Source organism: Terrabacter sp. R4-6 (assembly GCF_057529065.1).
Map to the genome: position 1 here is coordinate 4,380,974 of NZ_CP197224.1, position 23,027 is coordinate 4,404,000.

22 protein-coding genes are annotated in these 23,027 nt (G+C 73.1%); 16 read left to right on the forward strand and 6 right to left on the reverse strand.

Translation table 11 applies throughout. The annotated features are described in order from the left end of the window. Nucleotides 1-43 precede the first annotated feature (43 nt). Genes ACSSS0_RS20235 through ACSSS0_RS20250 form a run of 4 tightly spaced genes read left to right on the forward strand, consistent with a single transcriptional unit; the run spans nucleotide 44 to nucleotide 2,259 of the window. Nucleotides 44-307 carry a phosphoribosyl-ATP diphosphatase gene (locus ACSSS0_RS20235; protein ID WP_028785574.1) on the forward strand — a complete coding sequence of 88 codons (264 nt, stop codon included), beginning with the start codon at nucleotides 44-46 and terminating at the stop codon, nucleotides 305-307. 14 nt (nucleotides 308-321) lie between these two features. Then, nucleotides 322-1,167, forward strand: coding sequence for an ATP phosphoribosyltransferase (hisG, locus tag ACSSS0_RS20240; protein WP_487229405.1), 846 nt, complete (start codon nucleotides 322-324; stop codon nucleotides 1,165-1,167). 43 nt (nucleotides 1,168-1,210) lie between these two features. After that, nucleotides 1,211-1,723, forward strand: a complete 513-nt coding sequence (locus ACSSS0_RS20245) for a PH domain-containing protein (RefSeq protein ID WP_435986215.1) — start codon at nucleotides 1,211-1,213, stop codon at nucleotides 1,721-1,723. Then, the gene (locus tag ACSSS0_RS20250; protein ID WP_435986214.1) at nucleotides 1,720-2,259 is read left to right on the forward strand and encodes a flavin reductase family protein; all 540 of its coding nucleotides are present in this window, start codon (nucleotides 1,720-1,722) and stop codon (nucleotides 2,257-2,259) included. The genes ACSSS0_RS20245 and ACSSS0_RS20250 overlap by 4 nt, the downstream gene beginning before the upstream one ends. A gap of 95 nt (nucleotides 2,260-2,354) precedes the next feature. Here ACSSS0_RS20250 and ACSSS0_RS20255 read toward each other — a convergent pair whose 3' ends face one another. From ACSSS0_RS20255 to ACSSS0_RS20270, 4 genes are all read right to left on the reverse strand, one after another. After that, a complete protein-coding gene (locus tag ACSSS0_RS20255; RefSeq protein ID WP_487229406.1) occupies nucleotides 2,355-2,837 on the reverse strand; it encodes a globin domain-containing protein in 483 nt (160 codons plus the stop codon). A gap of 71 nt (nucleotides 2,838-2,908) precedes the next feature. Further along, nucleotides 2,909-6,775, reverse strand: a complete 3,867-nt coding sequence (locus ACSSS0_RS20260) for an IPT/TIG domain-containing protein (RefSeq protein ID WP_487229407.1) — start codon at nucleotides 6,773-6,775, stop codon at nucleotides 2,909-2,911. 142 nt (nucleotides 6,776-6,917) lie between these two features. Then, nucleotides 6,918-8,114, reverse strand: coding sequence for an MFS transporter (locus ACSSS0_RS20265; RefSeq protein ID WP_487229408.1), 1,197 nt, complete (start codon nucleotides 8,112-8,114; stop codon nucleotides 6,918-6,920). Nucleotides 8,115-8,116: 2 nt separating this feature from the next. Beyond that, entirely contained in the window at nucleotides 8,117-8,704 is a 588-nt protein-coding gene (locus ACSSS0_RS20270; protein ID WP_487229409.1) for a uridine kinase family protein, read from the reverse strand. A gap of 54 nt (nucleotides 8,705-8,758) precedes the next feature. Between ACSSS0_RS20270 and hisF the strand changes: the two genes are divergently transcribed. Beyond that, nucleotides 8,759-9,532: an imidazole glycerol phosphate synthase subunit HisF gene (hisF, locus tag ACSSS0_RS20275; RefSeq protein WP_487229410.1), complete on the forward strand. Its 774-nt coding sequence runs from the start codon at nucleotides 8,759-8,761 to the stop codon at nucleotides 9,530-9,532. Between the two features lie 18 nt (nucleotides 9,533-9,550). On the opposite strand, the gene ACSSS0_RS20280 is transcribed toward hisF, so the two are convergent. After that, nucleotides 9,551-10,192 (reverse strand): TIGR03085 family metal-binding protein, encoded by a 642-nt coding sequence (locus tag ACSSS0_RS20280; protein ID WP_487229411.1) that lies wholly within the window; start codon nucleotides 10,190-10,192, stop codon nucleotides 9,551-9,553. 76 nt (nucleotides 10,193-10,268) lie between these two features. Here ACSSS0_RS20280 and ACSSS0_RS20285 point away from each other — a divergent pair, with 76 nt between their 5' ends. From ACSSS0_RS20285 to ACSSS0_RS20295, 3 genes are read left to right on the forward strand one after another with little or no spacing between them, the layout of a single operon-like run. Next, nucleotides 10,269-11,324 (forward strand): GNAT family N-acetyltransferase, encoded by a 1,056-nt coding sequence (locus ACSSS0_RS20285; protein ID WP_487229412.1) that lies wholly within the window; start codon nucleotides 10,269-10,271, stop codon nucleotides 11,322-11,324. Nucleotides 11,325-11,371: 47 nt separating this feature from the next. Further along, on the forward strand, nucleotides 11,372-13,237 hold the full coding sequence (locus ACSSS0_RS20290) for an ABC transporter ATP-binding protein (protein WP_487229413.1): 1,866 nt from the start codon (nucleotides 11,372-11,374) through the stop codon (nucleotides 13,235-13,237). Beyond that, entirely contained in the window at nucleotides 13,234-15,045 is a 1,812-nt protein-coding gene (locus tag ACSSS0_RS20295; protein WP_487229414.1) for an ABC transporter ATP-binding protein, read from the forward strand. Before ACSSS0_RS20290 ends, ACSSS0_RS20295 begins: the two co-directional genes overlap by 4 nt. 6 nt (nucleotides 15,046-15,051) lie before the next feature. Here ACSSS0_RS20295 and ACSSS0_RS20300 read toward each other — a convergent pair whose 3' ends face one another. Beyond that, entirely contained in the window at nucleotides 15,052-15,741 is a 690-nt protein-coding gene (locus ACSSS0_RS20300; RefSeq protein ID WP_487229415.1) for a hypothetical protein, read from the reverse strand. 92 nt (nucleotides 15,742-15,833) lie between these two features. Here ACSSS0_RS20300 and hisI point away from each other — a divergent pair, with 92 nt between their 5' ends. From hisI to lgt, 8 genes are all read left to right on the forward strand, one after another. Continuing rightward, on the forward strand, nucleotides 15,834-16,232 hold the full coding sequence (gene hisI / locus ACSSS0_RS20305) for a phosphoribosyl-AMP cyclohydrolase (RefSeq protein ID WP_435986203.1): 399 nt from the start codon (nucleotides 15,834-15,836) through the stop codon (nucleotides 16,230-16,232). Between the two features lie 246 nt (nucleotides 16,233-16,478). Continuing rightward, nucleotides 16,479-18,062 carry an anthranilate synthase component I gene (locus ACSSS0_RS20310; RefSeq protein ID WP_487229416.1) on the forward strand — a complete coding sequence of 528 codons (1,584 nt, stop codon included), beginning with the start codon at nucleotides 16,479-16,481 and terminating at the stop codon, nucleotides 18,060-18,062. Beyond that, nucleotides 18,059-18,700 (forward strand): Trp biosynthesis-associated membrane protein, encoded by a 642-nt coding sequence (locus tag ACSSS0_RS20315; RefSeq protein WP_487229417.1) that lies wholly within the window; start codon nucleotides 18,059-18,061, stop codon nucleotides 18,698-18,700. The genes ACSSS0_RS20310 and ACSSS0_RS20315 overlap by 4 nt, the downstream gene beginning before the upstream one ends. A gap of 58 nt (nucleotides 18,701-18,758) precedes the next feature. Continuing rightward, nucleotides 18,759-19,028, forward strand: a complete 270-nt coding sequence (locus ACSSS0_RS20320; RefSeq protein WP_435986200.1) for an HGxxPAAW family protein — start codon at nucleotides 18,759-18,761, stop codon at nucleotides 19,026-19,028. 5 nt (nucleotides 19,029-19,033) lie between these two features. Continuing rightward, complete coding sequence (trpC, locus tag ACSSS0_RS20325) at nucleotides 19,034-19,861, forward strand: indole-3-glycerol phosphate synthase TrpC (RefSeq protein ID WP_487229418.1); 828 nt, start codon at nucleotides 19,034-19,036, stop codon at nucleotides 19,859-19,861. Nucleotides 19,862-19,863: 2 nt separating this feature from the next. Continuing rightward, nucleotides 19,864-21,123, forward strand: a complete 1,260-nt coding sequence (gene trpB, locus ACSSS0_RS20330; protein WP_435986198.1) for a tryptophan synthase subunit beta — start codon at nucleotides 19,864-19,866, stop codon at nucleotides 21,121-21,123. Then, complete coding sequence (gene trpA / locus ACSSS0_RS20335; RefSeq protein ID WP_487229419.1) at nucleotides 21,120-21,920, forward strand: tryptophan synthase subunit alpha; 801 nt, start codon at nucleotides 21,120-21,122, stop codon at nucleotides 21,918-21,920. The genes trpB and trpA overlap by 4 nt, the downstream gene beginning before the upstream one ends. Then, a complete protein-coding gene (lgt, locus tag ACSSS0_RS20340) occupies nucleotides 21,917-22,996 on the forward strand; it encodes a prolipoprotein diacylglyceryl transferase (protein ID WP_487229420.1) in 1,080 nt (359 codons plus the stop codon). The genes trpA and lgt overlap by 4 nt, the downstream gene beginning before the upstream one ends. Nucleotides 22,997-23,027 lie beyond the last annotated feature (31 nt).

Sequence of the window (23,027 nt, forward strand, 5' to 3'; positions counted from 1 at the left end):
CACCGTCGGGGGCACGGCTGCCCGGCCCGTAGGCTGGGGCACCGTGAAGAGCTTTGAGCAGCTGTATGCCGAGCTGGCCGAGAAGGCGCAGACGCGACCCGAGGGTTCGGGCACCGTCGCGCAGCTCGACGCCGGCGTCCACGCGATCGGCAAGAAGATCGTCGAGGAGGCGGCCGAGGTGTGGATGGCCGCCGAGTACCAGTCGAACGACGAGGCCGCCGAGGAGATCAGCCAGCTCCTCTACCATCTGCAGGTCCTCATGCTCGCCAAGGGCATCTCGCTCGACGACGTCTACTCCCACCTCTGAGGACTCCCATCCCCATGCTGCGAATCGCCGTGCCCAACAAGGGCTCTCTCTCCGACGCGACCGTCGAGCTGCTGCGCGAGGCGGGCTACCGCGTGCGCCGTGACACCAAGGAGCTCGTCGTCACCGACGCCGAGAACGACGTCGAGTTCTTCTACCTGCGCCCCCGCGACATCGCGGTCTACGTCGGCTCCGGCACGGTCGACGCCGGCGTCACCGGCCGCGACCTGCTCCTCGACTCGGGCTCGAGCGCGGTCGAGGTCATGTCGCTCGGCTTCGGGGCCTCGACCTTCCGCTATGCCGGCAAGCCCGGCCACGTGGCCACCGTCGACGACATCGCCGGGAGGCGCGTCGCGACGTCGTATGCCGACCTGGTCCGTTCAGACCTCGCCGCGCGAGGGCTGTCGGCCGAGGTCGTGCGCCTCGACGGCGCGGTCGAGACGGCCATCACCCTCGGGGTCGCCGACTGCATCGCCGACGTCGTCGAGACCGGGACGACCCTGCGCCAGCAGGGGCTCGAGGTGTTCGGCGAGCCGATCCTGCAGTCCGAGGCCGTCCTCATCCGCGGCGACGGCCCCGGCGAGGACCAGGCCATCGAGGTGCTCCAGCGACGCGTCGCCGGCGTCCTCACGGCCCGTACCTACGTCATGCTCGACTACGACTGCCCCCGGGACCTCGTCGACCGGGCCTGCCGGCTGACGCCGGGCCTCGAGTCGCCCACGGTCTCGCCGATGCAGGACGAGGCCTGGGTCGCCGTGCGGGCCATGGTGCCGCGCGTCGGCCGCAACCGGCTCATGGACGAGCTCTACGACCTGGGCGCGCGGGCGATCCTCGTGACCGACATCGCCGCCTGCCGGCTGTGACGGTCGGCAAGGGTGGGCAACGGTGGGCGACGGACGTGACCCGATGACGCAGCAACCCTCCTCCCGGCCGGAGCACGACCCGGCTGCGGACTCCGCCGCGTGGGCACCCTTCCGGCCCAAGCGGGGTCGCGCCGTCGCGCTCGGCGTCGTCTGGGCCTCGCTCGCCGTCTTCGGCATCATCGCCGTCGTCATGCCGGCGCAGGTCGACGGCCGGTGGGGCCTCGGCGACCGTCTCATGTTCTTCGGACTCGGTGTCGTGGTCGCCTTCCTCGCCTGGCGCTACGCGTCGATCCGCGCGGTGCCGAGCCGCGCCGGTCTCGTCGTGCGCAACCTCGTGCTCACCCGCACGCTCGAGTGGGCCGAGATCGTCGGTATCCAGTTCGGTGGGGGAGAGCCCTGGGTCACCCTCGACCTGGAGGACGGCGACACGGTCGCCGTCATGGCGATCCAGAAGGCCGACGGTCCGCTCGCCGGCCGGGAGGCGTCCCGCCTGGCAGCCCTCGTGCAGGCGTTCGGCGAGGCGCGTGAGCCCGGCCGTCCGCAGGATCCGGCATGACGCATCAGCCGACTCCGGAGCGGATGCGCCACGCGCTCGGCCACTTCGCCACCGGGGTGACGATCGTGACCGGGTTCGCCGACGGCGGTGAGCCGGTCGGGTTCGCCTGCCAGTCCTTCGCGTCGGTCTCCCTGCACCCGCCGCTCGTGCTCTTCTGTGCCGACCACCGCGGCAGGTCGTGGCCGCGGATGCGTGACGACGGGCGCTTCACCGTCAACGTCCTCGGGCACGAGCAGCACGACCTCATCGCACGGTTCGGCTCCGCGGGCGGCGCGCGGTTCGAGTCTCTGGACTGGGAGCCGTCGCAGCACGGTGGTCCGAGCCTGCCCGGTGTGCTCATGCGCGTGCACTGCTCGGTCGAGCAGGTCCATGTCGCCGGTGACCACGACGTCGTCGTCGGTCGGGTGCTCGACCTCGAGGACGGTGAGTCCGGCCGGCCGATGCTCTTCTACCGCGGGCGTCTGACGGTCACCGAGCGGCGCACGTCTGCCGGGACCGACGAGGGACCCGAGACGATCGACGACTACTGGGGCTGACCCACCCGCCGAGCGCCACCCCGCTCACGACGCAACGCCGCCAACACACCGAGCAGGTCACAGCCCACCGGGATCGGATCGCGGTGGGTTGTGACCTACTCGGTGTGTTGCGGGAGACGGGCGTCGGTGCCGTCGACGAGCCCGTCCCACGACCACCGGGGCACGGTCAGGTCGTCGGGGACCTCGCCCGCCGAGCCGTGGTAGGAGCCCATGTAGCCCACGGCCCAGGTGAAGTACGCCACGAGCGCATCGCGTACGTCCGTGTCGCCGGCGAGGCCGGCGTCCTCGACGGCCCGCTCGAAGCACGTGACCGCACGCTCGTCCATCTCGCGGTGCGGGCCGTTGCCGGAGTGCATCCGCACGACCTCCGACTCGCTCGTCACGGACTCCGTGTAGGTCCGTGGGCCGCCGAGCGCCTCGGCCCAGTAGGCCGCGAGCCGCGCGGTGTGGTCGGGGTGGAAGCCGTGCGAGAAGGCGTGCGAGACGACCGGGTCGGCGAGGCAGCGCTCGTGCCAGGCGTGCGCGAGGGAGACGAGCGCGGGCATCCCGCCGACGGCGTCGTAGAGGGTCCGGGTCACCGTCGCAGGCTCCCACCCGGCGCGCGGCACGACAAGGCCTCGGGACCGTCCGGGGTCCCGAGGCCTCGTCGTCAGCGGAAGTGGATGAAGTTCGAGGGCCAGGAGTAGCTGCCGCGCTCGAGGATGCGGCGACCGCTCATCGACGTGTACGTCGCCCCTAGGACCGTTCCGCCGTAACCGCTCTCGGAGATCGCGACGGTGTCGCCGTCGGCACTGACCCAGTCCACGTAGGCGACGTGGTTGGAGTTCCACTGGGCGATGTCGCCGACGCGGGGCTTCTGGTCGACGGCGAAGCCCTTGGCCCGGGCGTTCGTGTCCCAGCTCGTGGCATTGCCGAGGTTGCCCGGGTTCTTCACCCCGTCCCGCGAGAGCCGGTACGCGGAGAAGTTGGTGCAGTTGTTGCCCCACGGGTCGACGGGGTAGTTCCACGCGCGCTGGCCGTAGTAGCCGAACCGCTCGATGCAGTCCTGGGTGGCGCGCGAGTAGCACTTCCAGCTCGACGGTGCGGGGCCGCCGGTGATGGCCCACGTGACGGTCGTGGAGCGGTAGACGGCGACGTTGGCGTTGCCGAGGACGCGCACGACCGACCCGCTCCCGCTCGTCCCGGTCGACCACAGCGTCACACCGCGGGAGTTGCGCACGACGAAGTTGCCGTCGGTCTGCATCGTGGCCGTGCTGCCGGTCCCCGTGGTGAAGGTCGCCCACTCCCGCACACCGGCGGCGGACGTCAGCACGAGGTTGCCGTCGGAGCGCATCGTCAGACGCCACGCCTGGCTCGTGGACAGGATCGACTCACCGGAACGCAGCACCTGTCCCGGCAGCATCCGGTCGTAGCGGTAGCCGCGCTGGTCCCACACCGTCGTCGTGCCCTGGCGCACCTGGAGCAGGCCGTCGTTGGTCAGGGTGAGCAGGCCTCCCGTCCAGCCGTTGGTCCCGCTCGACCACGCGACCGTGCCGTTGGTGCGGAGCATGACGACGTTGCCGTCGGCCCGGACGGCGAGGCGGTTGCCGGCGCCCGTCGTGCCGCTCGACCACCGACGGACGCCAGCCGAGGTGCTGATGACGAGGTTGCCGTCCGCCTGCATGGTCGCGACGAACGCGCCCGTCGAGGAGCGCAGGGCCGTGGCGGAGGAGAGGTACTGCCCGGTCCGCAGGGTGGCCCCCGCGATGTACGTGAACCCGTCGGTGCGCACGACGGTTCCCGCCCGGGTCGTGACCCGGATCGGGATGGTGCCGGTCGCGATCCGCGCCGGGACGACCGCGGTCAGCTGCGTCGCCGAGACCCGGGTGAACGCGGTCGCCGCGACGCCGTTGAAGAGGACGTCGCGCACGTCGGTGAACGACGTGCCGCGCAGGGTGACCACCGTGCCACCGGCGAGCGGCCCCGCGGCCGGCGAGACCGACGCGACGACGGGCGGGTCCTGGAAGCTGAAGCGACCGGCCGGGACGACGGGAGAGGTGCCGCCGGGGGTCGTGACGCGCACGTCGACGTCCCCCTCGACATGGGCCGGAAGGGTGACCCGCAGCTGGGTCGCGGACAGGCGGGTCACCGCCGTGGCCGCGACACCGCCGAACGTCACGGACGAGACGCGGTCGTATGCCGTGCCGGTCAGGACGACGGTGCCGCCCCCCTGCGTCGGGGCGAGGGTGGGGGAGACAGCGACGACGGTCGGCACGGCCTGGAAGGTGAAGCGACCGGCCGGGATGACGGGGGACGTGCCGCCGGGGGTCGTGACGCGGACGTCGACCGTGCCGACGGCGTGGGCGGGTGCCGTGATCCGCAGTGTCGTGTCGGAGACCCGCACGAGCCCGGTCCCGGCCACGCCGCCGAAGTCGACGCCGGTCGCGAGGCCCAGCCGGGTGCCTGTCACCGTGACGACGGCACCGCCGCGGAGCGGACCCGCCGGGACCGACAGGGCGGACACGGCGGGCACGCCGACGTACGTGAACCGGCCGGTCGCGCTCTCGGGGCTCGTGCCGTTGGGGTTGGTGACGCGTACGGCCACGCTTCCCTCGGCCTGTGCCGGGGCGGTGACCCGGATGCTGGTGTCGGAGAGCCGGACGAGACCGGTGGCCGCGACGGCGCCGAAGCGTACCGACGTGGCGTCGGCCAGGTGGGCACCCGAGATCGTCACGACCGTGCCGCCGTGCAGCGGGCCGGCCTTGATGGACAGCCCCGTGACCACCGGCGGAGAGCCGTAGGCGAAGCGTGCGCCGACCCCGGTGGCCGACGTGCCACCCGGGGTGATGACCTGGACGTCGACGGGGCCGGATGCGTGGCGCGGTGTCGTGGCGCGCACGGTCGTCGCCGAGACCCGCACGACGGTGGTGGCGGCGGCCGTGCCGAAGCGGACCGCGGTGGCGCGGCCCAGGTCGGTGCCGGTCAGTGTCACGACGGTGCCGCCGGCCGGTGGGCCCGTCTGGGGGGTCAGCGACGTGATGGTCGGGACCGGGACGTACGCGAAGGTGCTCGACGTGTGCTGGGCCGACGTCCCGTCGCGGGTCGTCACCGTGACGGGGACGACCCCGGCCGTGTGGGCCGGCGCCGTGGCCCGGATGCTCGTGGCCGACAGGACGGTGAAGCGGGCGGCCGTGCCGCCGAAGGCGACCCGGGTCGCGCCCGTGAACCTCGCCCCGGTGAGCGTGACGACCGTGCCACCGCGGACCGGCCCGGCCGTGGTGGACAGGGACGCGACGGCAGGCGGCGCCTGGTAGCCGTAGCGGGCTCGCGAGGTGACGGCCGAGGTGCCGCCCGGTGTGTTCACGCGGACGTCGACGGTGCCCGCCGGGCGCGAGGGGGTGGTGACGCGCAGCGTCGTCGCCGAGACCGGCACGACCTTCGTCGTCGTCGTGGAGCCGAAGGCGACGCTGGTGGCTCGGCCGAGACCGGTGCCCGTCAGGGTCACGGTGACGCCACCGGCCGTGGGGCCCGTCGTGGAGGAGATCCCGGTGAGGGTCGGGACTGACTCGTAGGCAAAGGCGTTCGCGGAGTAGCCGTACGACGTGCCGGCCGCGGTCCGGACCCGCACGTTGACGAGCCCGGCCGGTCGCGCCGGCGACGTCGCGCGGATCTGGGTGCTCGACAGCACCGTGAACCGCGCCGCGGTCGCACCGAAGGTCACCGCGCTCGCGCCCGTGAACCGGGTGCCGGTGAGGGTCACGACGGTGCCGCCCCGCACGGGGCCGGCGGTGACGGACAGCCGGGTGACCGTGGGCGGAGTGACCACCGGCGGGGTCGTGTACGTGAACCGTGTGGCCACGGTCGCCGGCGAGGTGCCGCCCGGCGTCGTGGCGCGGACGTCGACGGCGCCGGCCGTGTGTGCCGGCACGGTGACGCGGACCTGCGTGGCGGACAGACGGGTGAGGCCCGTCGCAGGCGTGGTGCCGAAGCGCACGACGCTCGTGCGGTAGAGGCCGGTGCCGGTCAGCGTCACGGTGGTGCCGCCACGCGTCGTTGCCGTGCGGGACGACAGGGCGGTGACGGTCGGGACGGCGTCGAAGGCGAAGCTCGCGCGCGACGAGAGGGGCGACGTGCCGGCCGGGGTGGTGACGCGGACGCCGGTCACGCCGGCGGGGTGTGCCGGGGTGACGACGCGGACCCGGGTGCTCGACACCTTCGTGATGCGTGTGACGGCGGTCGAGCCGAACCAGGCCGTCGTCGTGGCCCCCACGCCGGTGCCCGACAGCTCGACCGTCGTGCCGCCTCGGGTCGGTCCCGCCACGACCGAGAGGCTGACGGCCGTCGGGGCGGTGCCGGTGACGGCGGACAGCGACGGGACCGCCGACAGCCCGGCCGCGGACGCCGTCGGTGCCGTCGCGAGCCCGGGCACGCCGGCGAGGAGGGCGGTCACGACGAGGACGGAGAGCAGGCGCCCGGTCGTCGTCCTGCGGTCGACGTCGCGGTGACGCTCGGTCAGCGGGGTGGGGCGGGGCAGCATTCGTCCGTCTCCTTGCAGTCAGCACGTCCGGCGAGCATTCTGCACAGGCAAATCGTCCCTTGTACGCCGTTTCGCCCTAATTGGGTCGTCCCAGACGCACCACGAGCCCCAGATGTAGGGGTCGGCACGGTGGTCCGGCGGGCTACTCCACGCGACGCAGGTCGGGGCGCAGGCGCACGACGACGACGATCTGGACGATCCCGATCGCGGCGAGGATGCCCCACACGAGCGACAGGCTGCCGGTGACGTCGCGCACGAGCCCCATCGCGAGCGGTCCGATCGAGGCGATGCCGTAGGAGATGAGGAAGGCCATCCCGGTGAGGCGCCCGCTCGCCTCGGGGGTGACGGCGTAGCGCACGAGCAGCACGAGCGCGAGGGAGAACGCCGCGCCCTGGCCGAGCCCGGTGACGACCGCCCAGACCCAGGGCGCCGTGAGGGGCGACAGCCAGATCCCGAGGGACCCGATGGTCCCGAGCACGGCGGCCGGCCACAGCAGGCGGCGCATGTCCCGGGTCCGGTCGCTGAGGACGGGTCCGAGCAGGCCCGACACGATCTGGGCCCCGCTGAAGACCGCTGCGAGGTAGCCGGCCGAGCCCCGCGACCACCCGTGCTCGACGTAGGTCGGCGCGAGCCACGTGACGGCCGAGTAGAAGCACCAGGACTGCAGGGTGAGGTAGCCGGCGACGAGCCAGGCCGTCGGGTGCCGCCAGGGCAACCGGCCCGGACCCTCCTCGTCGGGGGTGTGGTGCGGGTTGGCCCGGACCGTGAACGGCGCCCATGCGAGCGCGCCGACGAGGGCGACGAGCGACCACGACCCGAGCGAGGCCTGCCAGCTGCCGAAGCGGTCGGCCAGGGGCACGGCGACCGCGGAGCTGAGGGCCGCGCCGCCCATCATCGCGAGCATGTAGAGGCCCGTGACGAGCCCGGTCCGCTCGGGTGGGAAGAACGTCTTGACGAGCCGGGGCAGCAGGGTGCCGGCGACAGCGATCCCGACGCCGCACAGGAAGGTCCCCGCATAGAGGACGACGACGTGGTCGCCGGCGAAACGGCTGGCCGTGCCGACGAGGATGCTGATGACGGCACCGAGGACCGCGGCGGCCGCCCCCATGTGGTGGGCGATGCGGCTCGCGACCGGGGCGAAGAGGCCCATGCAGAGGACCGGCAACGTCGTGAGCGCCCCGGCGGCGGCGTGGCTGAGGCCGAGGTCGGCGGAGATCGCGTCGAGCAGCGGGGGGACGCTCGTGATCGCGATCCGGAGGTTGGCGGCGACCGCGACCAGCGCGAGCGCCATGACCCAGACGGGCGGGAGCGGGCGGAGCGGTCGGTCTCGTCGAAGCACCATCAGAGACTAGATGTGTCGAGGACGAGGTCCGCGCGCTCCCTCGTGGCGTCGGCGCTGAAGAGGGCCGCCTCCTGGTCGGCCCAGCGCTGCCACTGGGGCCGGTAGGCCTCGCCGTCGCGCTCGATCCCGCGGCGCATCCGGAGGGCGGTGTCGGCGTCGACGAAGACGGACACGGCGGCATACGACCCCGCCGGCTCGACGCTGGAACCGCACCCCTCGACGACGAGGAAACGGCACGGTGGCACCTCGCGCGTGCCCGACCACTCCTCGCGGACCCAGCTCCACAGCCGGTAGGCCGCCCGCGCGCCGCGCGAGAGCGGCTCGAGCACCTGCGTCGTGAGCAGCCCTGGTGCCTGGCCCAGCCCGTCCCAGCCCGGGTAGAGGTGGTCCATGTGCACGACGGCGACCGGGCCCGACGGCGCCAGCGCGAGCTCGATGCCGCGGGCCAGGGTCGTCTTGCCGGCGCCGCTCGGCCCGTCGAGGGCGATGACGACGACGTCGCCGCAGCGGGCCTGGGCCGCGAGCGCGAGGGACACGACGGCGGCAACGTGCTCCTCGCGCGGCGGCCGCGTCACCTCGTCCCACATGGGCGCGACCCTACCGACCCGGGGGTGTCACCCGGGCTGCCCTAGATTTGTCGTATGCCGGTCGCCACGAGAGTCATCGCCTGCCTGGACGTCGACGCGGGGCGCGTCGTCAAGGGCGTCAACTTCGAGAACCTCCGTGACGCGGGCGACCCCGTCGAGCTGGCGAAGCTCTACGACGACCAGGGCGTCGACGAGCTGACCTTCCTCGACGTCACGGCGAGCAGCGGAGACCGGGAGACGACCTACGACGTCGTGCGCCGGACCGCCGAGCAGGTCTTCATCCCGCTCACGGTGGGGGGCGGCGTCCGCACCGTCGACGACGTCGACCGGCTGCTGCGGGCCGGCGCCGACAAGGTCGGCGTCAACACCGCCGCCATCGCCCGACCCGAGCTGATCGCCGAGATCGCCGCGCGGTTCGGCGCGCAGGTGCTCGTCCTGTCGGCCGACGTCCGCCGGCGCATCGGCGACGACGGCCGCCCCACGGAGGACTTCGTCATGACGACGCACGGCGGGCGCACGCCCGTCGATCTCGACGCCGTCGAGTGGTGCGCGCGCGCCGCCGAGCTCGGCGCCGGCGAGATCCTGCTCAACTCGATGGACGCCGACGGCACGAAGGACGGCTTCGACCTCGAGCTGATCCGCCGCGTCCGTGCGGCCGTGTCGGTGCCCGTCATCGCGAGCGGGGGAGCCGGGCGCGTCGAGCACTTCGCCCCGGCCGTCGAGGCGGGCGCGGACGCGGTGCTCGCCGCGAGCGTCTTCCACTTCCGCGAGCTCACCGTCGGTGAGGTCAAGGACGCCCTGCGGGCAGCCGGCGTGACCGTGCGCTGAGCGTGAGGGCCGGCCGGCTCAGCTGATGCCGAGCTCGGCCTTCTGGAGGGCGGCGATGTCGTCGGCGTCCCCCTCGAACTCGACCCGCGCGACGCTCTTGCGTCCGTACGCGTAGAGGACGAGCTCGGCGGGCGTCCCGCGGAGCACGACGGTGCCGTGCTCGTCCGGGAGCTTGGCGGCGTACCGGCCCTGCCCCTCGCCGATGAGGACGATGCCCGTCGCCGACTTGCGGAACATCAGGCGCGAGGAGCGCTTGAGCGCCGACCACAGCTTGCCCTGCAGCGCCGCGGGCAGCTCGCGCGGCTCCCAGCCGGACTGGGCGCGGCGCACGTCCTCGTGGTGCACGAAGTACTCGATGAGGTTGGTCAGCTCGTCGACCTTCGGGTGCGCCATCGGGTTCCAGACCGGGGCGCCCTTGCGGATGCGCTCGACGAGGGCGGGGTAGTCGCCGTGCGCGATCCGGCGCTGCTCCCTCTCGAGCCGACCCGCGAGGAACGGCACCAGGGTGCCGACGGCGAGGTCGGGCCGGCCCTCACGGATGACGAGGTGCGCCGCCAGGTCGCGGGTGTCCCACCCGCCGCACATCGTCGGCTCGTCGGGGCCGAGCCGGTCGAGCTCGTCGCAGAGCTGGAGGCGTTCGGACTGGGCGTGGCGCGTCATGGCCCCATCCTCTCAGGGTCGCGGGGCGAGTCGAATCCGGTGGCACCCGGCGGTGCGTGGTCCCTAGGGTCGGACGGTGATCGAGCTCGTGCGCCCCACCGTCGACCTGTCGGACTCGTGGTGGGAGATGGTCGACGACTTCGGCGGCGAGACCGTCCACGGCTCGAGCTACCGCTCGAGCGACCGGGAGCTGCTCCGGGACCGCACGGCCTTCGAGGAGTGGGTCGACTGGCTCGGGCGGATGGAGCGCTCCGACGAGGCCCTCCCGGAGGGCCGGGTGCCGTCGTCGAACCGGTGGATCGTCCGTGACGGTCGCGTCGTCGGCACGATCGCCGTGCGCCACGCGCTCACCCCGTCCCTCCTCGTCGAGGGCGGCCACATCGGGTATGCCGTCGCGCCGGCTGTGCGGCGGCAGGGGATCGCCCGCGAGGCGCTGGGACTCGCACTGGGCCTCGCCGCGTCCCGCGGCATCGACCCGGTCCTCGTGACGTGCGACGCGACGAACACGGCGTCCGCGAGGACCATCACCTCGTGCGGGGGCGTCCTGGAGGACGAGCGGGACGGGGTCCTGCGGCACTGGGTCCGGACCGGCGCGCCGGCGCGGCCGATCGGTCCCGGCCCGGTCGAGACGCGTGAGGCCCGGCTCGTGCCCGTCACGTCCGAGGAGGCCGCGGCGATGCGCGCGGGGGAGAGGCGGGCCGGCTGGGCCGAGGGCTACCCGCGCGAGGACGACCTCGATGCAGTCGGGATGATGGCCTCGGGGCCGGACGCGTGGTCACCGCGCCACGTCGTCCGGAGGTCCGACGGGCTCGTCGTCGGCTCGATCGGCTGTTTCGGACCGCCTGACGCGGGCGTCGTCGAGGTCGGCTACGGCCTCGTCCCGCAGGCCCGGGGAGGTGGCCTCATGACCGACGTCCTGTCGGGGATGGTGCGCTCGCTCGAGGCCGCCGGGCTCTCCGTGGTCGCCCACACCGAGCCCGGGAACGTCGCCAGCCACCGCGTGCTCGCCCGCCTCGGGTTCGAGCGGGCCGACGAGCCGAGGGAGCCGGGGGAGCCGGTGCGGCCCCGGGAGGCGGGCGCCGAGTGGCTCTGGGCCAGACGGTCGGATGTCAGAGGTGTCGGTGACGCGTGAGAGGCTGAGGGGTCGACCACAGAGCACGTCACCAGGGGAGCAACACCGTGAACGTCCCGCCCACCTCGACCCTTCGGGAGGGTCTCGCCGTCATCGGTCGGGGCATCAAGGGCCAGCCGCGCTGGTTCTCCCTCGCCGTGGTCGGCAGCGTCGTCTACGGCGTCATGACGAGCCTGACGGCGGCGGCCATCGGCTTCGTCGTGCAGCACGCCATCTCGCCCGCCATCGAGGCCGGCTACGTCACCGCGTCCCAGCTGTGGTTCATCGGCGGTGTCATGGCCGCGGTCGTGCTGACGACGATCATCGGCGTCATCGGCCGCCGCATCGCCGGCGGCGTCGCGATGTACAACCTCGGCGCGATGTACCGCCGCCAGGTCACCCGCCAGTACCTCCGGCTCCCGCTCAGCTGGCACCACAAGCACCCGTCCGGTCAGCTGCTCTCCAACGCGAACGCCGACGTCGAGGCGACGTGGAACATCTTCGCGCCCCTGCCCATGGCCCTCGGTGTCGTCGTCATGCTCGTCTTCGGCATCGTCCAGATGGTCATCGTCGACCCCTGGCTCGCGCTGGTGGGGCTCACCGTCTTCCCGATGCTCTTCCTGGCCAACGTCGCCTTCCAGCGGGCCATGTCGCCGCGGGTCACCCGCGCGCAGCAGCTGCGCGCCGACGTCTCGGAGGTCGCGCACGAGAGCTTCGAGGCGGCCCTCATCGTCAAGTCGCTCGGCCGTGAGGACCACGAGGCCGAGCGCTTCCGCGTCGTCACCCACGAGCTGCGCGACGCCAACATCGAGGTCGGCCGCACCCGCGGCCGGTTCGACCCCGCCATCGAGGCCATCCCGACGATCGGCACGCTCGCCGTGCTCTTCGTCGGCACCCTGCGGGTCAGCAGCGGCCAGATCACGGCCGCCCAGGTCGTCCAGATCGCCTACCTCTTCTCCATCCTCGCCTTCCCCGTCCGTGCGCTCGGGTGGGTCCTCGCCGAGCTGCCGCGGGCCGTCGTCGGGTGGAATCGCGTCTCGGCCGTCCTGGACGCGACGGGCAGCATGACCTTCGGTGACCGGTCGCTGCCCCGAGGCGCCGCGAGCCACCTGCAGGCCGAGCGCCTCGCGTACGCCTACGAGATCGAGTCCGAGACGGGCGAGCCCGACCTCAACCCCGCGGTCGTCGACGTGACGCTCGACGTCGCGCCCGGCGCCACCGTCGCGATCGTCGGGCCCACCGGCAGCGGCAAGTCGACGCTGACCAACCTCGTCATGCGGCTCGTGGACCCCGACTCGGGAGCCGTGCTCGTCGACGGGGTCGACCTGCGCCAGGTTCGCCATGGTGGCGTCAGCGACGTCGCCGCACTCGTCGCGCAGCAGACGTTCATGTTCGACGACAGCGTGCGCGGCAACATCACGCTCGGGGCCGAGCACGACGACGTGAGCGTCTGGCGTGCGCTGCACGTCGCGCAGGGCGCCGGCTTCGTCGAGCGCCTGCCCGACGGTCTCGAGACCCACGTCGGCGAGCGCGGCGCCAGCCTCTCGGGCGGGCAGCGCCAGCGCATCGCCCTGGCCCGCGCCGTCATCCGCGAGCCCCAGCTGCTCGTCCTCGACGACGCCACCTCGGCCGTCGACCCCAGCGTCGAGCAGGCCATCCTCGCCCGACTGCGTGAGGCGAGCTCGGGCACGACCGTCCTCGTCGTCGCCTACCGCATGGCCACGATCCTGCTCGCCGACGAGGTCGTCTACATGGAGGGCGGACGCGTCGTCGACCACGGCTCCCACGAGCAGCTGCTCGGCCGGTGCGTCGGCTACGAGAGGCTCGTCACGGCATACGCCCGCGAGGCGGCAGAGCGCGAGGCCATCGCGGCCGCAGAGGAGCTCGACGACCACGGCCGTGGCGCCGACGCGGCCGAGGAGGTCTCCCGATGAGCATGCGGTCCCATGTCCTCGTCGAGCACCACGGTGTCGCCACGGGCAAGGAGATGACGACGGCGCAGACGCTGCGTCGGGGTGTCGAGCTCTCACCCGAGCTGCGCAGGGGCATCTGGGTCACGGTGCTGCTCGCCGTGCTCTCGACCCTCGGCCGGGTGCTCGTGCCCTTCGTCGTCCAGCGCATCACCGACAACGGCATCCTCGCCGAGGGAGGCCCCGACACCCAGGTCGTCGCCGTCTACATCGGCATCGCCCTCGTCGGCGTCGCCGTGACGGCGGTGTCCGCCTACTTCGTCAACATCCGCCTCTTCCGGTCCTCCGAGAACGGCCTGGCGACGTTGCGCCTCAAGGCGTTCCGTCACATCCATGACCTCGCGATGCTCACCCAGAACACCGAGCGCCGCGGGTCGCTCGTCTCCCGCGTGACCTCCGACGTCGACACGATCTCGATGTTCGTGCAGTTCGGCGGGCTCATGCTCCTCATCAACATCGCGCAGATCACGCTCGCGACGGTCCTCATGGTCGTCTACAGCCCGCTGCTCGGCCTCGTCGTGTGGCTCTGCTTCGTGCCGCTCTTCGTCATCATCCGCAAGTTCCAGGGCATCGTCGGGCGCGCGTACACCACGGTCCGCGAGCGGGTCGGCGACATGCTGGGCGCCATCTCCGAGGCCGTGGTCGGGGCCCAGGCCATCCGCGCCTACGGCGTCGAGGACCGCACGGCCGAGCGCATCGACGCCGCGGTCGAGGCCCACCGCAAGGCCGCCATCGGCGCGCAGGCCCGCTCGGTCGTGGCCTTCACGTCCGGCCAGCTCGTCTCCGGGCTGACCACGGCCGTCGTCCTCGTCGTGGGCACCGTGCTGGCCGCGCGCGGCAGCCTGACGCTCGGTGAGCTGCTCGCCTTCCTCTTCCTCGTCAACCTCTTCACCCAGCCGGTGCAGCAGGCGACCGAGATCCTCAACGAGATGCAGAACGCCGTCGCCGGCTGGCGCCGGGTCATCGGCATCATCGACACCCCGGCCGACGTCTCCGACCCCGGCGACGAAGGCGTGACGCTGCCCCGCGGACCGATCACCGTCCAGTTCAACGAGGTCGGGTTCGCCTACCCCGGTGGGGCTCCCGTGCTCCACGACATCGACCTCACCATCGCGCCGCGCAGCCGCGTCGCGATCGTCGGCGAGACCGGCTCGGGCAAGTCGACCCTCGCCAAGCTGCTCACGCGGCTCATGGACTCCAGCAGCGGCCAGGTCCTCCTCGACGGTGTCGACCTGCGCACGATCCGCTTCTCGTCCCTGCGGTCGCGCGTGGTGCTCGTGCCGCAGGAGGGGTTCCTCTTCGACGGCACCCTGCTCGACAACATCCGCTTCGGGCGGCCCCAGGCGAGCGAGCAGGACGTACGGCTCACCCTCACCGAGCTCGGCCTCGACCCGTGGGTCTCGACCCTGCCGCTCGGGCTGGCCACCGACGTGGGCCAGCGCGGCGAGTCGCTCTCGGCCGGCGAGCGGCAGCTGGTGGCCCTGGCTCGCGCCTACCTCGCCGACCCCGACCTGCTCGTCCTCGACGAGGCGACGTCCGCCGTCGACCCGAGCACGGAGGTGCGCATCCAGCGCGCCCTCGACTCGCTGACCCGTGGCCGCACGTCCATCGCGATCGCGCACCGGCTCTCGACGGCCCAGGCCGCCGACGAGGTGATCGTCGTCGACGCCGGGCGCATCGTCGAGCGCGGCCACCACACGGAGCTCGTCCGCCTCGGAGGCGTCTACTCCAAGCTCCACGAGTCGTGGGTCGCCCAGCAGCAGGCGGTCTGACCGCTCCTACGCGCTGAGCCGCTCCACGAGCGAGGCGATGGTCGAGGCCACGTCGTCCGGCTCGGTGACGAAGCACAGGTGCGACCCCTCGAGGTCGGCGACGGGCCAGCCGTGGCGCTCGGCGAAGGCCCGCTCGTCCCCGTACGTGTCGCCGAAGGCGAGGTATGCGTTGGGCCCGTCGACCCATCCGGGAGGCGCCGTCACCTCGGTGTCGAAGTAGGCCAGCGGCAGGCGCGGGCAGACCGAGTCGACGGCGTCGAGACGGTCCGCGGGCAGCGCCTCCTCGAGGTCGGTCCGCGGCCACCACCGGGTCCACGGCGGGAGCAGCCCCTCGGCGTCGGCGAGCGTCGCCAGCCAGGAGCGGAACGGGGCCGCAGCGAGAGCGCACGACCCGTCGGCCGGCGGCAGCGCTGCGTCCATGAACACGACCGGAGGCGGTGCGTCGCCGGCCGCGCGGACGAGCGGTGCGAGGTAGCCGGCGTTGCTGTGGGCGACGAGGACCGTGCCGGGACCGACGAGGCGCAGCCAGCGCGTGACGAGGTCGACGGCCCCCTCGCCCCGGTTGAGTCGTGCTGGGGCGACGGAGGCCTCGAGGCGGTGGCGACCGAGGGCGTCGCGCAGGCCGTCGTGGACCGAGCCCGGCAGGAGCGGGCTCGGGAGCAGGAGCACGGCCCGGGTCGCTCGGTCGGTCACCACCCGCCGATCGTAGGTCCGGGCGGTCCGGTTCGGCCCGGGGCCGGACCGGGACCGGGCCGGAAGGCTGACGGGTGGCCCGGCACAATGGGTGGGTGACCGACGCCCTCGACCCGATCCCCGACCCCACGACGCTCGACCCGCAGATCGCCGAGCTGCTCAAGCGTGACGAGCACGGCCTCGTCGCCGCGGTCGTGCAGCAGCACGACACGGGAGACGTGCTCATGGTCGGCTGGATGGACGACGAGGCCCTGCGTCGCACACTCGGGGAGGGCCGCGTGACCTTCTGGTCCCGCAGCCGGCAGGAGTACTGGCGCAAGGGCGACACGAGCGGCCACGTGCAGTGGGTCAAGGGCGTGCGCCTCGACTGCGACGGGGACGCCCTCCTCGTGACCGTCGACCAGGTCGGCGCGGCCTGCCACACCGGGGACCGCACGTGCTTCGACGCGCGGGTCCTCCCCGCCACCGTCGGCGAACCGACCCCCACCGCCTGACCCCCCACCGCCTGACGCCACCGCCTGACCCCACCGCCACAGCCAGACCCCCCACGTCGAGTGAGCGCTCCGTCCCACTCGAGTGAGCGCTCCGTCCCGCCGGCTCCGGAGGTGGCGCTCGCTCGTCGGTGGTTACGCGCAGCGTCCGTGGCTGCGCGCTCGCTCGAGGTGGGTTCGCGAGCGGGGGTGGTGCTCGACGGGTGAGGCGGGGACACGGCATACCACCGCGTGGGCCAGAATGGCTCGGTGCCCGACTCGAACACCTCGCTCGCCGCCGCGCCCGCGCCACACGCCGACCTCGCGTGGGGCCGCACGTGGCCGAGCCTCGAGGTCTTCACCGAGCTCGCCCTCGAGCACCGACGTGTCATCCCCGTCGTGCGGCGGGTGCTCGCCGATGCGGAGACGCCGGTGGGCGTGTACCGCAAGCTCGCCAAGGACGCCCCGGGCACCTTCCTGCTCGAGTCGGCGGAGCACGGCGGAGTGTGGTCGCGCTACTCGATCGTCGGCGCCCGGAGCGCCGCGACGCTGACGGAGAAGGACGGCCGCGTCCACTGGATCGGCGAGCCGCCGGTCGGGCTCCCCACCGACGGCGACCCGACCGCAGCGGTCCGCGACACCGTCGCCGCCCTCGCCACGCCCCGGACGCCCGGTCTGCCGCCCCTGACGGGGGGCCTCGTGGGCGCCATCACCTACGACGCCGTCCGGCGCTGGGAGAAGGTGCCCGACGGCGGTCGCGACGAGCTCGACCTGCCGGAGGTGGCGATGATGCTCGCCACCGACCTCGCCGTCTTCGACCACAGCGACGGGTCCCTGCTGCTCATCGCCAACGCCGTCAACCACGACGCGACTGACGAGCGCATCGAGGACGCGTGGGCCGACGCCGTCAGCCGCCTCGACCGGATGACCGACGAGCTCGCGGCCCCCGCGCCGAGCACCGTGGCCACGATCGAGCCCACCCCGAGCAACCCGACGAGCAGCCACACGCAGACCGAGTACGAGGAGATGGTCGAGGAGGCCAAGGAGGCGATCCGCGCCGGCGAGGCCTTCCAGATCGTCGTCTCGCAGCGCTTCACCGTGCCCTGCCGCGCCGACGCCCTCGACGTGTACCGCGCCCTGCGGGTCAGCAACCCCAGCCCCTACATGTACCTCCTGCGGCTGCCCCACCCGGATGGCACGGCCTACGACATCGTCGGCTCGAGCCCCGAGGCCCTCATCAAGGTGACCGGGCGCCAGGCCATCACGCACCCGATCGCCGGGTCGCGCCCGCGTGGCAAGAGCCCCGACCACGACGCGCACCTCGCCGAGGAGCTGCTCGGCGACGCGAAGGAGCGCGCCGAGCACCTCATGCTCGTCGACCTCGCCCGCAACGACCTCCAGCGCATCTGCCGCGCCGGCACCGTCGACACCGTCGACTTCATGGCGATCCGGCGCTACAGCCACATCATGCACATCGAGTCGACGGTCGTGGGTGACCTCCGCGACGACCAGAGCGCCTACGACGCGCTCGTCGCCACGTTCCCCGCCGGGACCCTGAGCGGGGCGCCGAAGCCGCGGGCCATGGCGCTCATCGACGCCTACGAGGGGCTGCGCCGCGGCCTCTACGGCGGCGTCGTCGGCTACCTCGACTTCGCCGGCGACCTCGACATGGCCATCGCGATCCGCACCGCCCTCATCAAGGACGGGCTCGCGCACGTCCAGGCCGGCGCCGGCATCGTCGCCGACTCGGTGCCGCACCTCGAGTACGAGGAGACGGTCAACAAGGCCGCCGCCGCCCTGCGCGCCGTGGCCGCCGCCGCGGGCCTGCGACCCCTGGGGGAGCACCGCCCATGACCTCCGGCAGCCCGTCCGGCACCTCGTCCGGCACCCCGTCCGACACCCGGCCCGTCGCGCTCGACAAGAAGCGCGCGGCCCTCGTCGTCCTCGTGCCCGCGGCCCTGCTGCTCGGCCTCACGACGCGCACGTGGGCCAGTGGTGAGTCCAAGGACGTCCTCAGCCAGGCGGTCACCGACGTGACCGGCGGCACCGCGGCACCGGGCGTCGTCGGCCTGACGGTCGTCTGCGTCGTCGCGCTGCTCGGCCTCATGACGGGCGGTCGGGTCATCCGCGCCGTCGCCGCCGCCGTCATCGTGCTCGCCTCGCTCGGGGCGCTGGGGATGACGCTCCTCGTGGCCCTGCGCCCCGTCGACACCGTGGCCGACGCCGTCGCCCGCGAGCTCGCCCGCACGACGGCGCCGGCCGCCACCGGGGCGAGCACCGTCTGGGTCTGGCTCGCCGTCGCCGCGGCGGTCCTGCTGGTCCTCGGCTCCGTGCTCGCCGCCGTGTCGAGCCGCACGTGGGCCGGCCTCTCCGGTCGCTACGAGCGGGGCGACAAGCCCACGAGCGGGCCCCGGGGAGAGGTCCGCACGACGTGGGACGAGCTGTCCGAGGGCCGGGACCCGACCCTGCGCGACGCCCCCGACGAGACCTGACAGAATGAACGTCGTCGGCCCGCACGAGAGTGGAGCCGACCGGACCAGAGAGGACGCCATGGAAGAGCAGCACGAGGACCACGGTCACAGCACCGCCGCCTGGACCGGGGTCGGGATCATCCTGCTCGGCACGGCCATCGCGTCCGTGGCCGTCGTCATCCCCAGCCTGTTGCTCGGCATCATCGGTGCCGCCGTCATCGTCGCCGGGGTCGCAGCGGGCAAGACGATGTCCATGGCCGGCTACGGCAGCAACGGCCACCACGCGCAGGCGGGCTCGATCGTCGACGCCCCCGACGAGGCGGGCGCCGACACCATCGGCAAGAGCTGAGAGCAGTGCCGACGGTTCTCGACGGGATCATCAGCGGCGTCCGCGAGGATCTCGGGCGCCGTCGTGCCGCGCTGTCGCTCCCGGACCTCGAGGCGCGCCTCGCCTCGGTCCCTCCGGCGCTCGACCCGATGCCGGGCATCCGCTCCGCCGAGGGTGTCGCCGTCATCGCCGAGGTCAAGCGGTCCAGCCCCAGCAAGGGTGCGCTCGCCGAGATCCCCGAGCCCGGCCTGCTCGCGCGGTCGTATGCCGCCGGGGGAGCGAGCGCCATCAGCGTGCTCACCGAGGAGCGCCGGTTCTCCGGCAGCCTCGCCGATCTCGACGAGGTGCGCGCGGCGGTCCGGACCCCCCTGCTGCGCAAGGACTTCATGGTCGACGCCTACCAGGTGACCGAGGCCCGGGCCCACGGCGCCGACCTCATCCTCCTCATCGTCGCGGCTCTCGACGACGCGCTCATGCGTGACCTGCACGACCAGGCCCGCGAGCTCGGCATGACCGCGCTCGTCGAGGTCCACGACGCCGCCGAGCTGGACCGGGCCCTCGCGCTCGACCCCGCGCTCGTCGGCGTCAACGCCCGCAACCTCAAGACCCTCGAGGTCGACCCCCGCACCGTGACCGATCTGCTGCCCCGCGTGCCCGAGAGCGTCGTCGGCGTGGCCGAGTCCGGAGTCGGTGGCCCCGAGGACGTCGCCGTCTACGTGCGCGCCGGAGCCGGCGCCGTGCTCGTCGGCGAGGCCCTCGTCAAGGACGGCGCCCCCGAGGCCGCGATCCGCGGCTTCATCGACGCCGCGACCGCGGTCCGGGCCACGGCCCGCCCCGGCGCGGCAGGAGAGTGAGCATGACCACGACATCCAACGTGCCGGCATACGGCCGCTTCGGGGGCTTCGGCGGACGCTACGTCCCCGAAGCGCTCATCCCCGCCCTCGAGCAGCTCGAGGAGGTCTGGCGCAAGGCCGTCGTCGACCCGGAGTTCGTCGGCGAGCTCGAGCGCCTCCAGCGCACCTACACGGGACGGCCGAGCATCATCACCGAGGTGCCGCGCTTCGCCGAGCACTGCGGCGGAGCCCGCGTCATCCTCAAGCGCGAGGACCTCAACCACACCGGCTCGCACAAGATCAACAACGTGCTCGGCCAGGCGCTGCTGACCAAGCGGATGGGCAAGACCCGCGTCATCGCCGAGACCGGCGCGGGCCAGCACGGCGTCGCGACGGCGACCGCGGCGGCCCTGCTCGGTCTCGAGTGCGTCGTCTACATGGGCCGCAAGGACACCGAGCGCCAGGCACTCAACGTCGCCCGGATGCGCCTGCTCGGCGCCGAGGTCGTCCCGGTCGACAACGGCAGCAAGACGCTCAAGGACGCCGTCAACGAGGCGTTCCGCGACTGGGTCGCCAACGTGTCGACGACGCACTACGTCCTCGGCACGGTGACCGGGCCGCACCCCTTCCCGGAGATGGTCCGCGACTTCCACCGCGTCATCGGGGTCGAGGCGCGCCAGCAGGTCCTCGACCTCGTCGGTCGACTGCCCGACGCCGTCCTCGCCTGCGTCGGCGGCGGCTCCAACGCGATGGGGATCTTCCACCGCTTCATCGACGACCGCGCCGTCCGGCTGATCGGCTTCGAGGCGGGTGGCGAGGGCGTCGAGTCCGGCAAGCACGCCGCGCGCTTCTCGGCCGGCATCCCCGGCGTGCTCCACGGCGCCTTCACCTACGTCATGCAGGACGAGGACGGCCAGACCGTCGAGTCGCACAGCGTCTCGGCCGGTCTCGACTACCCCAGCGTCGGTCCGGAGCACGCCCACCTGCTCGAGTCGGGGCGGGCCGAGTACCGCCCCGTCACCGACGTCGAGGCGATGGAGGCGTTCTCGCTGCTCTCGCGCACCGAGGGCATCCTCCCCGCCATCGAGAGCGCCCACGCGCTCGCCGGCGCGATGAAGGTCGGACGCGAGCTCGGCCCCGACGCCGTGCTGCTCGTCAACCTCTCGGGCCGCGGCGACAAGGACGTCCACACGGCCGCCGAGTGGTTCGGCCTCATCGGCGACGACGGGTCGGCGCGCCTGCCCGACGACGACGGCGCCAAGGGCATGGGAGTGCAGCAGTGAGCGTCGCCACGATCATCGAGAAGTGCCGCGCCGACGACCGCGCCGCGCTCATCGGCTACCTCCCCGTCGGTTTCCCGTCGGTCAAGGGGTCGATCGCCGCGATGAAGGTCCTCGTCGACTCCGGCGTCGACATCGTCGAGATCGGGGTGCCCTACAGCGACCCCGTGATGGACGGCCCCGTCATCCAGGACGCCGCCGTGCGTGCCCTGGCCGCCGGGGTGCACCTGACCGACATCTTCACCGCGGCCCGTGAGGTCTCGGCCGCCGGCGCCGGTGCGCTCGTCATGACGTACTGGAACCCCGTCCTGCGCTACGGCGTCGAGCGCTTCGCCGCCGACCTCGCGGCGGCCGGGGGAGCCGGGCTCATCACGCCCGACCTCATCCCCGACGAGGCCGGCGACTGGATCGCTGCCGCCGACGCCCACGACCTCGACAAGGTCTTCCTCGTCGCGCCCAGCTCGACGCCCGAGCGCCTCGAGGCCGTGACCGCCCAGTGCCGCGGCTTCGTCTACGCGACCGCCGTCATGGGCGTCACGGGCGCGCGCGCCAGCGTCGGCGAGGCCGCCGACGCGCTCGTCTCCCGCACCCGCGAGCACACCGACCTGCCCGTCTGCGTCGGGCTCGGCGTCTCCACCGGCGACCAGGCCGCGCAGGTGGGCCGCTACGCCGACGGCGTCATCGTCGGCTCGGCGCTCGTGCGCTGCCTCACCGAGGCCGACTCCGAGGAGCAGGGTCTCGAGGCGCTCGGCGCCCTGGCCCGTGAGCTCGCCGACGGAGTCCGTCGGGGCCGGTCATGAGCGTGCTCGCGGGCGTCCCCGCCGCACTGGGCGCCGCCCTGCCCGCCGACATCCCGTCGCCGAGCGTCGGGGTCTGGCACCTCGGCCCGCTGCCGATCCGCGGCTATGCCATGTGCATCCTCGCCGGCATCGTCGTCGCGGTCTGGCTGACGCAGAAGCGTCTCGAGGCCCGTGGTCACCGCAAGGGCATCGCCATCGACATCTCGGCGTGGGCGGTGCCGTTCGGCATCGTCGGCGGACGGATCTACCACCTCATCACGACGCCGCAGCCGTACTTCGGCGAGAACGGCGACCCGTGGAAGGCGTTCGCCATCTACGAGGGCGGGCTCGGCATCTGGGGCGCCGTGGCGCTCGGCGCCGTCGGCGCGTGGATCGGCTGCCGCAAGAACGGCGTCGCCTTCCGTGACTTCGTCGACGCGGCGGCTCCCGGTCTCGCGATCGCCCAGGCGATGGGCCGTTTCGGCAACTGGTTCAACAACGAGATCTACGGAGCGCCCACCGACCTGCCGTGGAGGCTGCGCATCTACGAGTGGGACACCTCGCTCGGTCGCGCCGTCGTCGACGCGCAGGGCAACCCGGTCGTCAAGGGCTACTTCCAGCCCACCTTCCTCTACGAGGCCCTCTGGTGCCTGCTGCTCGCGGCCTTCCTCATCTGGCTCGGCCACCACCGCCGGCTCAAGGCGGGCCAGGTCTTCGCGGCCTACGTCATGGGCTACCCGATCGGCCGCATCGTGATCGAGAACATGCGCACCGACTCGGCCAACCTCATCCTCGGGCAGCGCGTCAACACGTGGGTCTCGATCCTCGTCTTCCTCCTCGGCGTCTACCTGTGGCGGCACTTCGGCCGGATGGAGCAGCCCCCCGGCCCGACCGCTCCGGACGACCCGGCCCTCGCCGAGGGCAGTGACCAGCCCGACCACGGCGACGAGCGGGCCGAGCAGGGTGAGCAGGCCACCGAGGCGGGCGAGCGCCCGGACGCCGACGGCTCCGAAGATCCTTCGGCGGAGACCCTCGCCGACCGGCCGAACGACACCGCGGACACCGCGTCGAAGGTGGACCGTCCGGCGCAGTGCTGATGCGGTCTGCGTCACGTCCCGACCGTGGACG

What these genes read in the sequence shown, in the direction of transcription:
- ACSSS0_RS20315 (WP_487229417.1), top strand. Translation starts at nt 18,059, where the DNA reads ATGACCTCCGGCAGCCCGTCCGGCACCTCGTCCGGCACCCCGTCCGAC.
- hisG (WP_487229405.1), top strand. Translation starts at nt 322, where the DNA reads ATGCTGCGAATCGCCGTGCCCAACAAGGGCTCTCTCTCCGACGCGACC.
- ACSSS0_RS20250 (WP_435986214.1), top strand. Translation starts at nt 1,720, where the DNA reads ATGACGCATCAGCCGACTCCGGAGCGGATGCGCCACGCGCTCGGCCAC.
- ACSSS0_RS20280 (WP_487229411.1), bottom strand. Translation starts at nt 10,192, where the DNA reads ATGACGCGCCACGCCCAGTCCGAACGCCTCCAGCTCTGCGACGAGCTC.
- ACSSS0_RS20270 (WP_487229409.1), bottom strand. Translation starts at nt 8,704, where the DNA reads ATGTGGGACGAGGTGACGCGGCCGCCGCGCGAGGAGCACGTTGCCGCC.
- hisF (WP_487229410.1), top strand. Translation starts at nt 8,759, where the DNA reads ATGCCGGTCGCCACGAGAGTCATCGCCTGCCTGGACGTCGACGCGGGG.
- ACSSS0_RS20260 (WP_487229407.1), bottom strand. Translation starts at nt 6,775, where the DNA reads ATGCTGCCCCGCCCCACCCCGCTGACCGAGCGTCACCGCGACGTCGAC.
- ACSSS0_RS20245 (WP_435986215.1), top strand. Translation starts at nt 1,211, where the DNA reads ATGACGCAGCAACCCTCCTCCCGGCCGGAGCACGACCCGGCTGCGGAC.
- ACSSS0_RS20320 (WP_435986200.1), top strand. Translation starts at nt 18,759, where the DNA reads ATGGAAGAGCAGCACGAGGACCACGGTCACAGCACCGCCGCCTGGACC.
- ACSSS0_RS20295 (WP_487229414.1), top strand. Translation starts at nt 13,234, where the DNA reads ATGAGCATGCGGTCCCATGTCCTCGTCGAGCACCACGGTGTCGCCACG.
- trpB (WP_435986198.1), top strand. Translation starts at nt 19,864, where the DNA reads ATGACCACGACATCCAACGTGCCGGCATACGGCCGCTTCGGGGGCTTC.
- lgt (WP_487229420.1), top strand. Translation starts at nt 21,917, where the DNA reads ATGAGCGTGCTCGCGGGCGTCCCCGCCGCACTGGGCGCCGCCCTGCCC.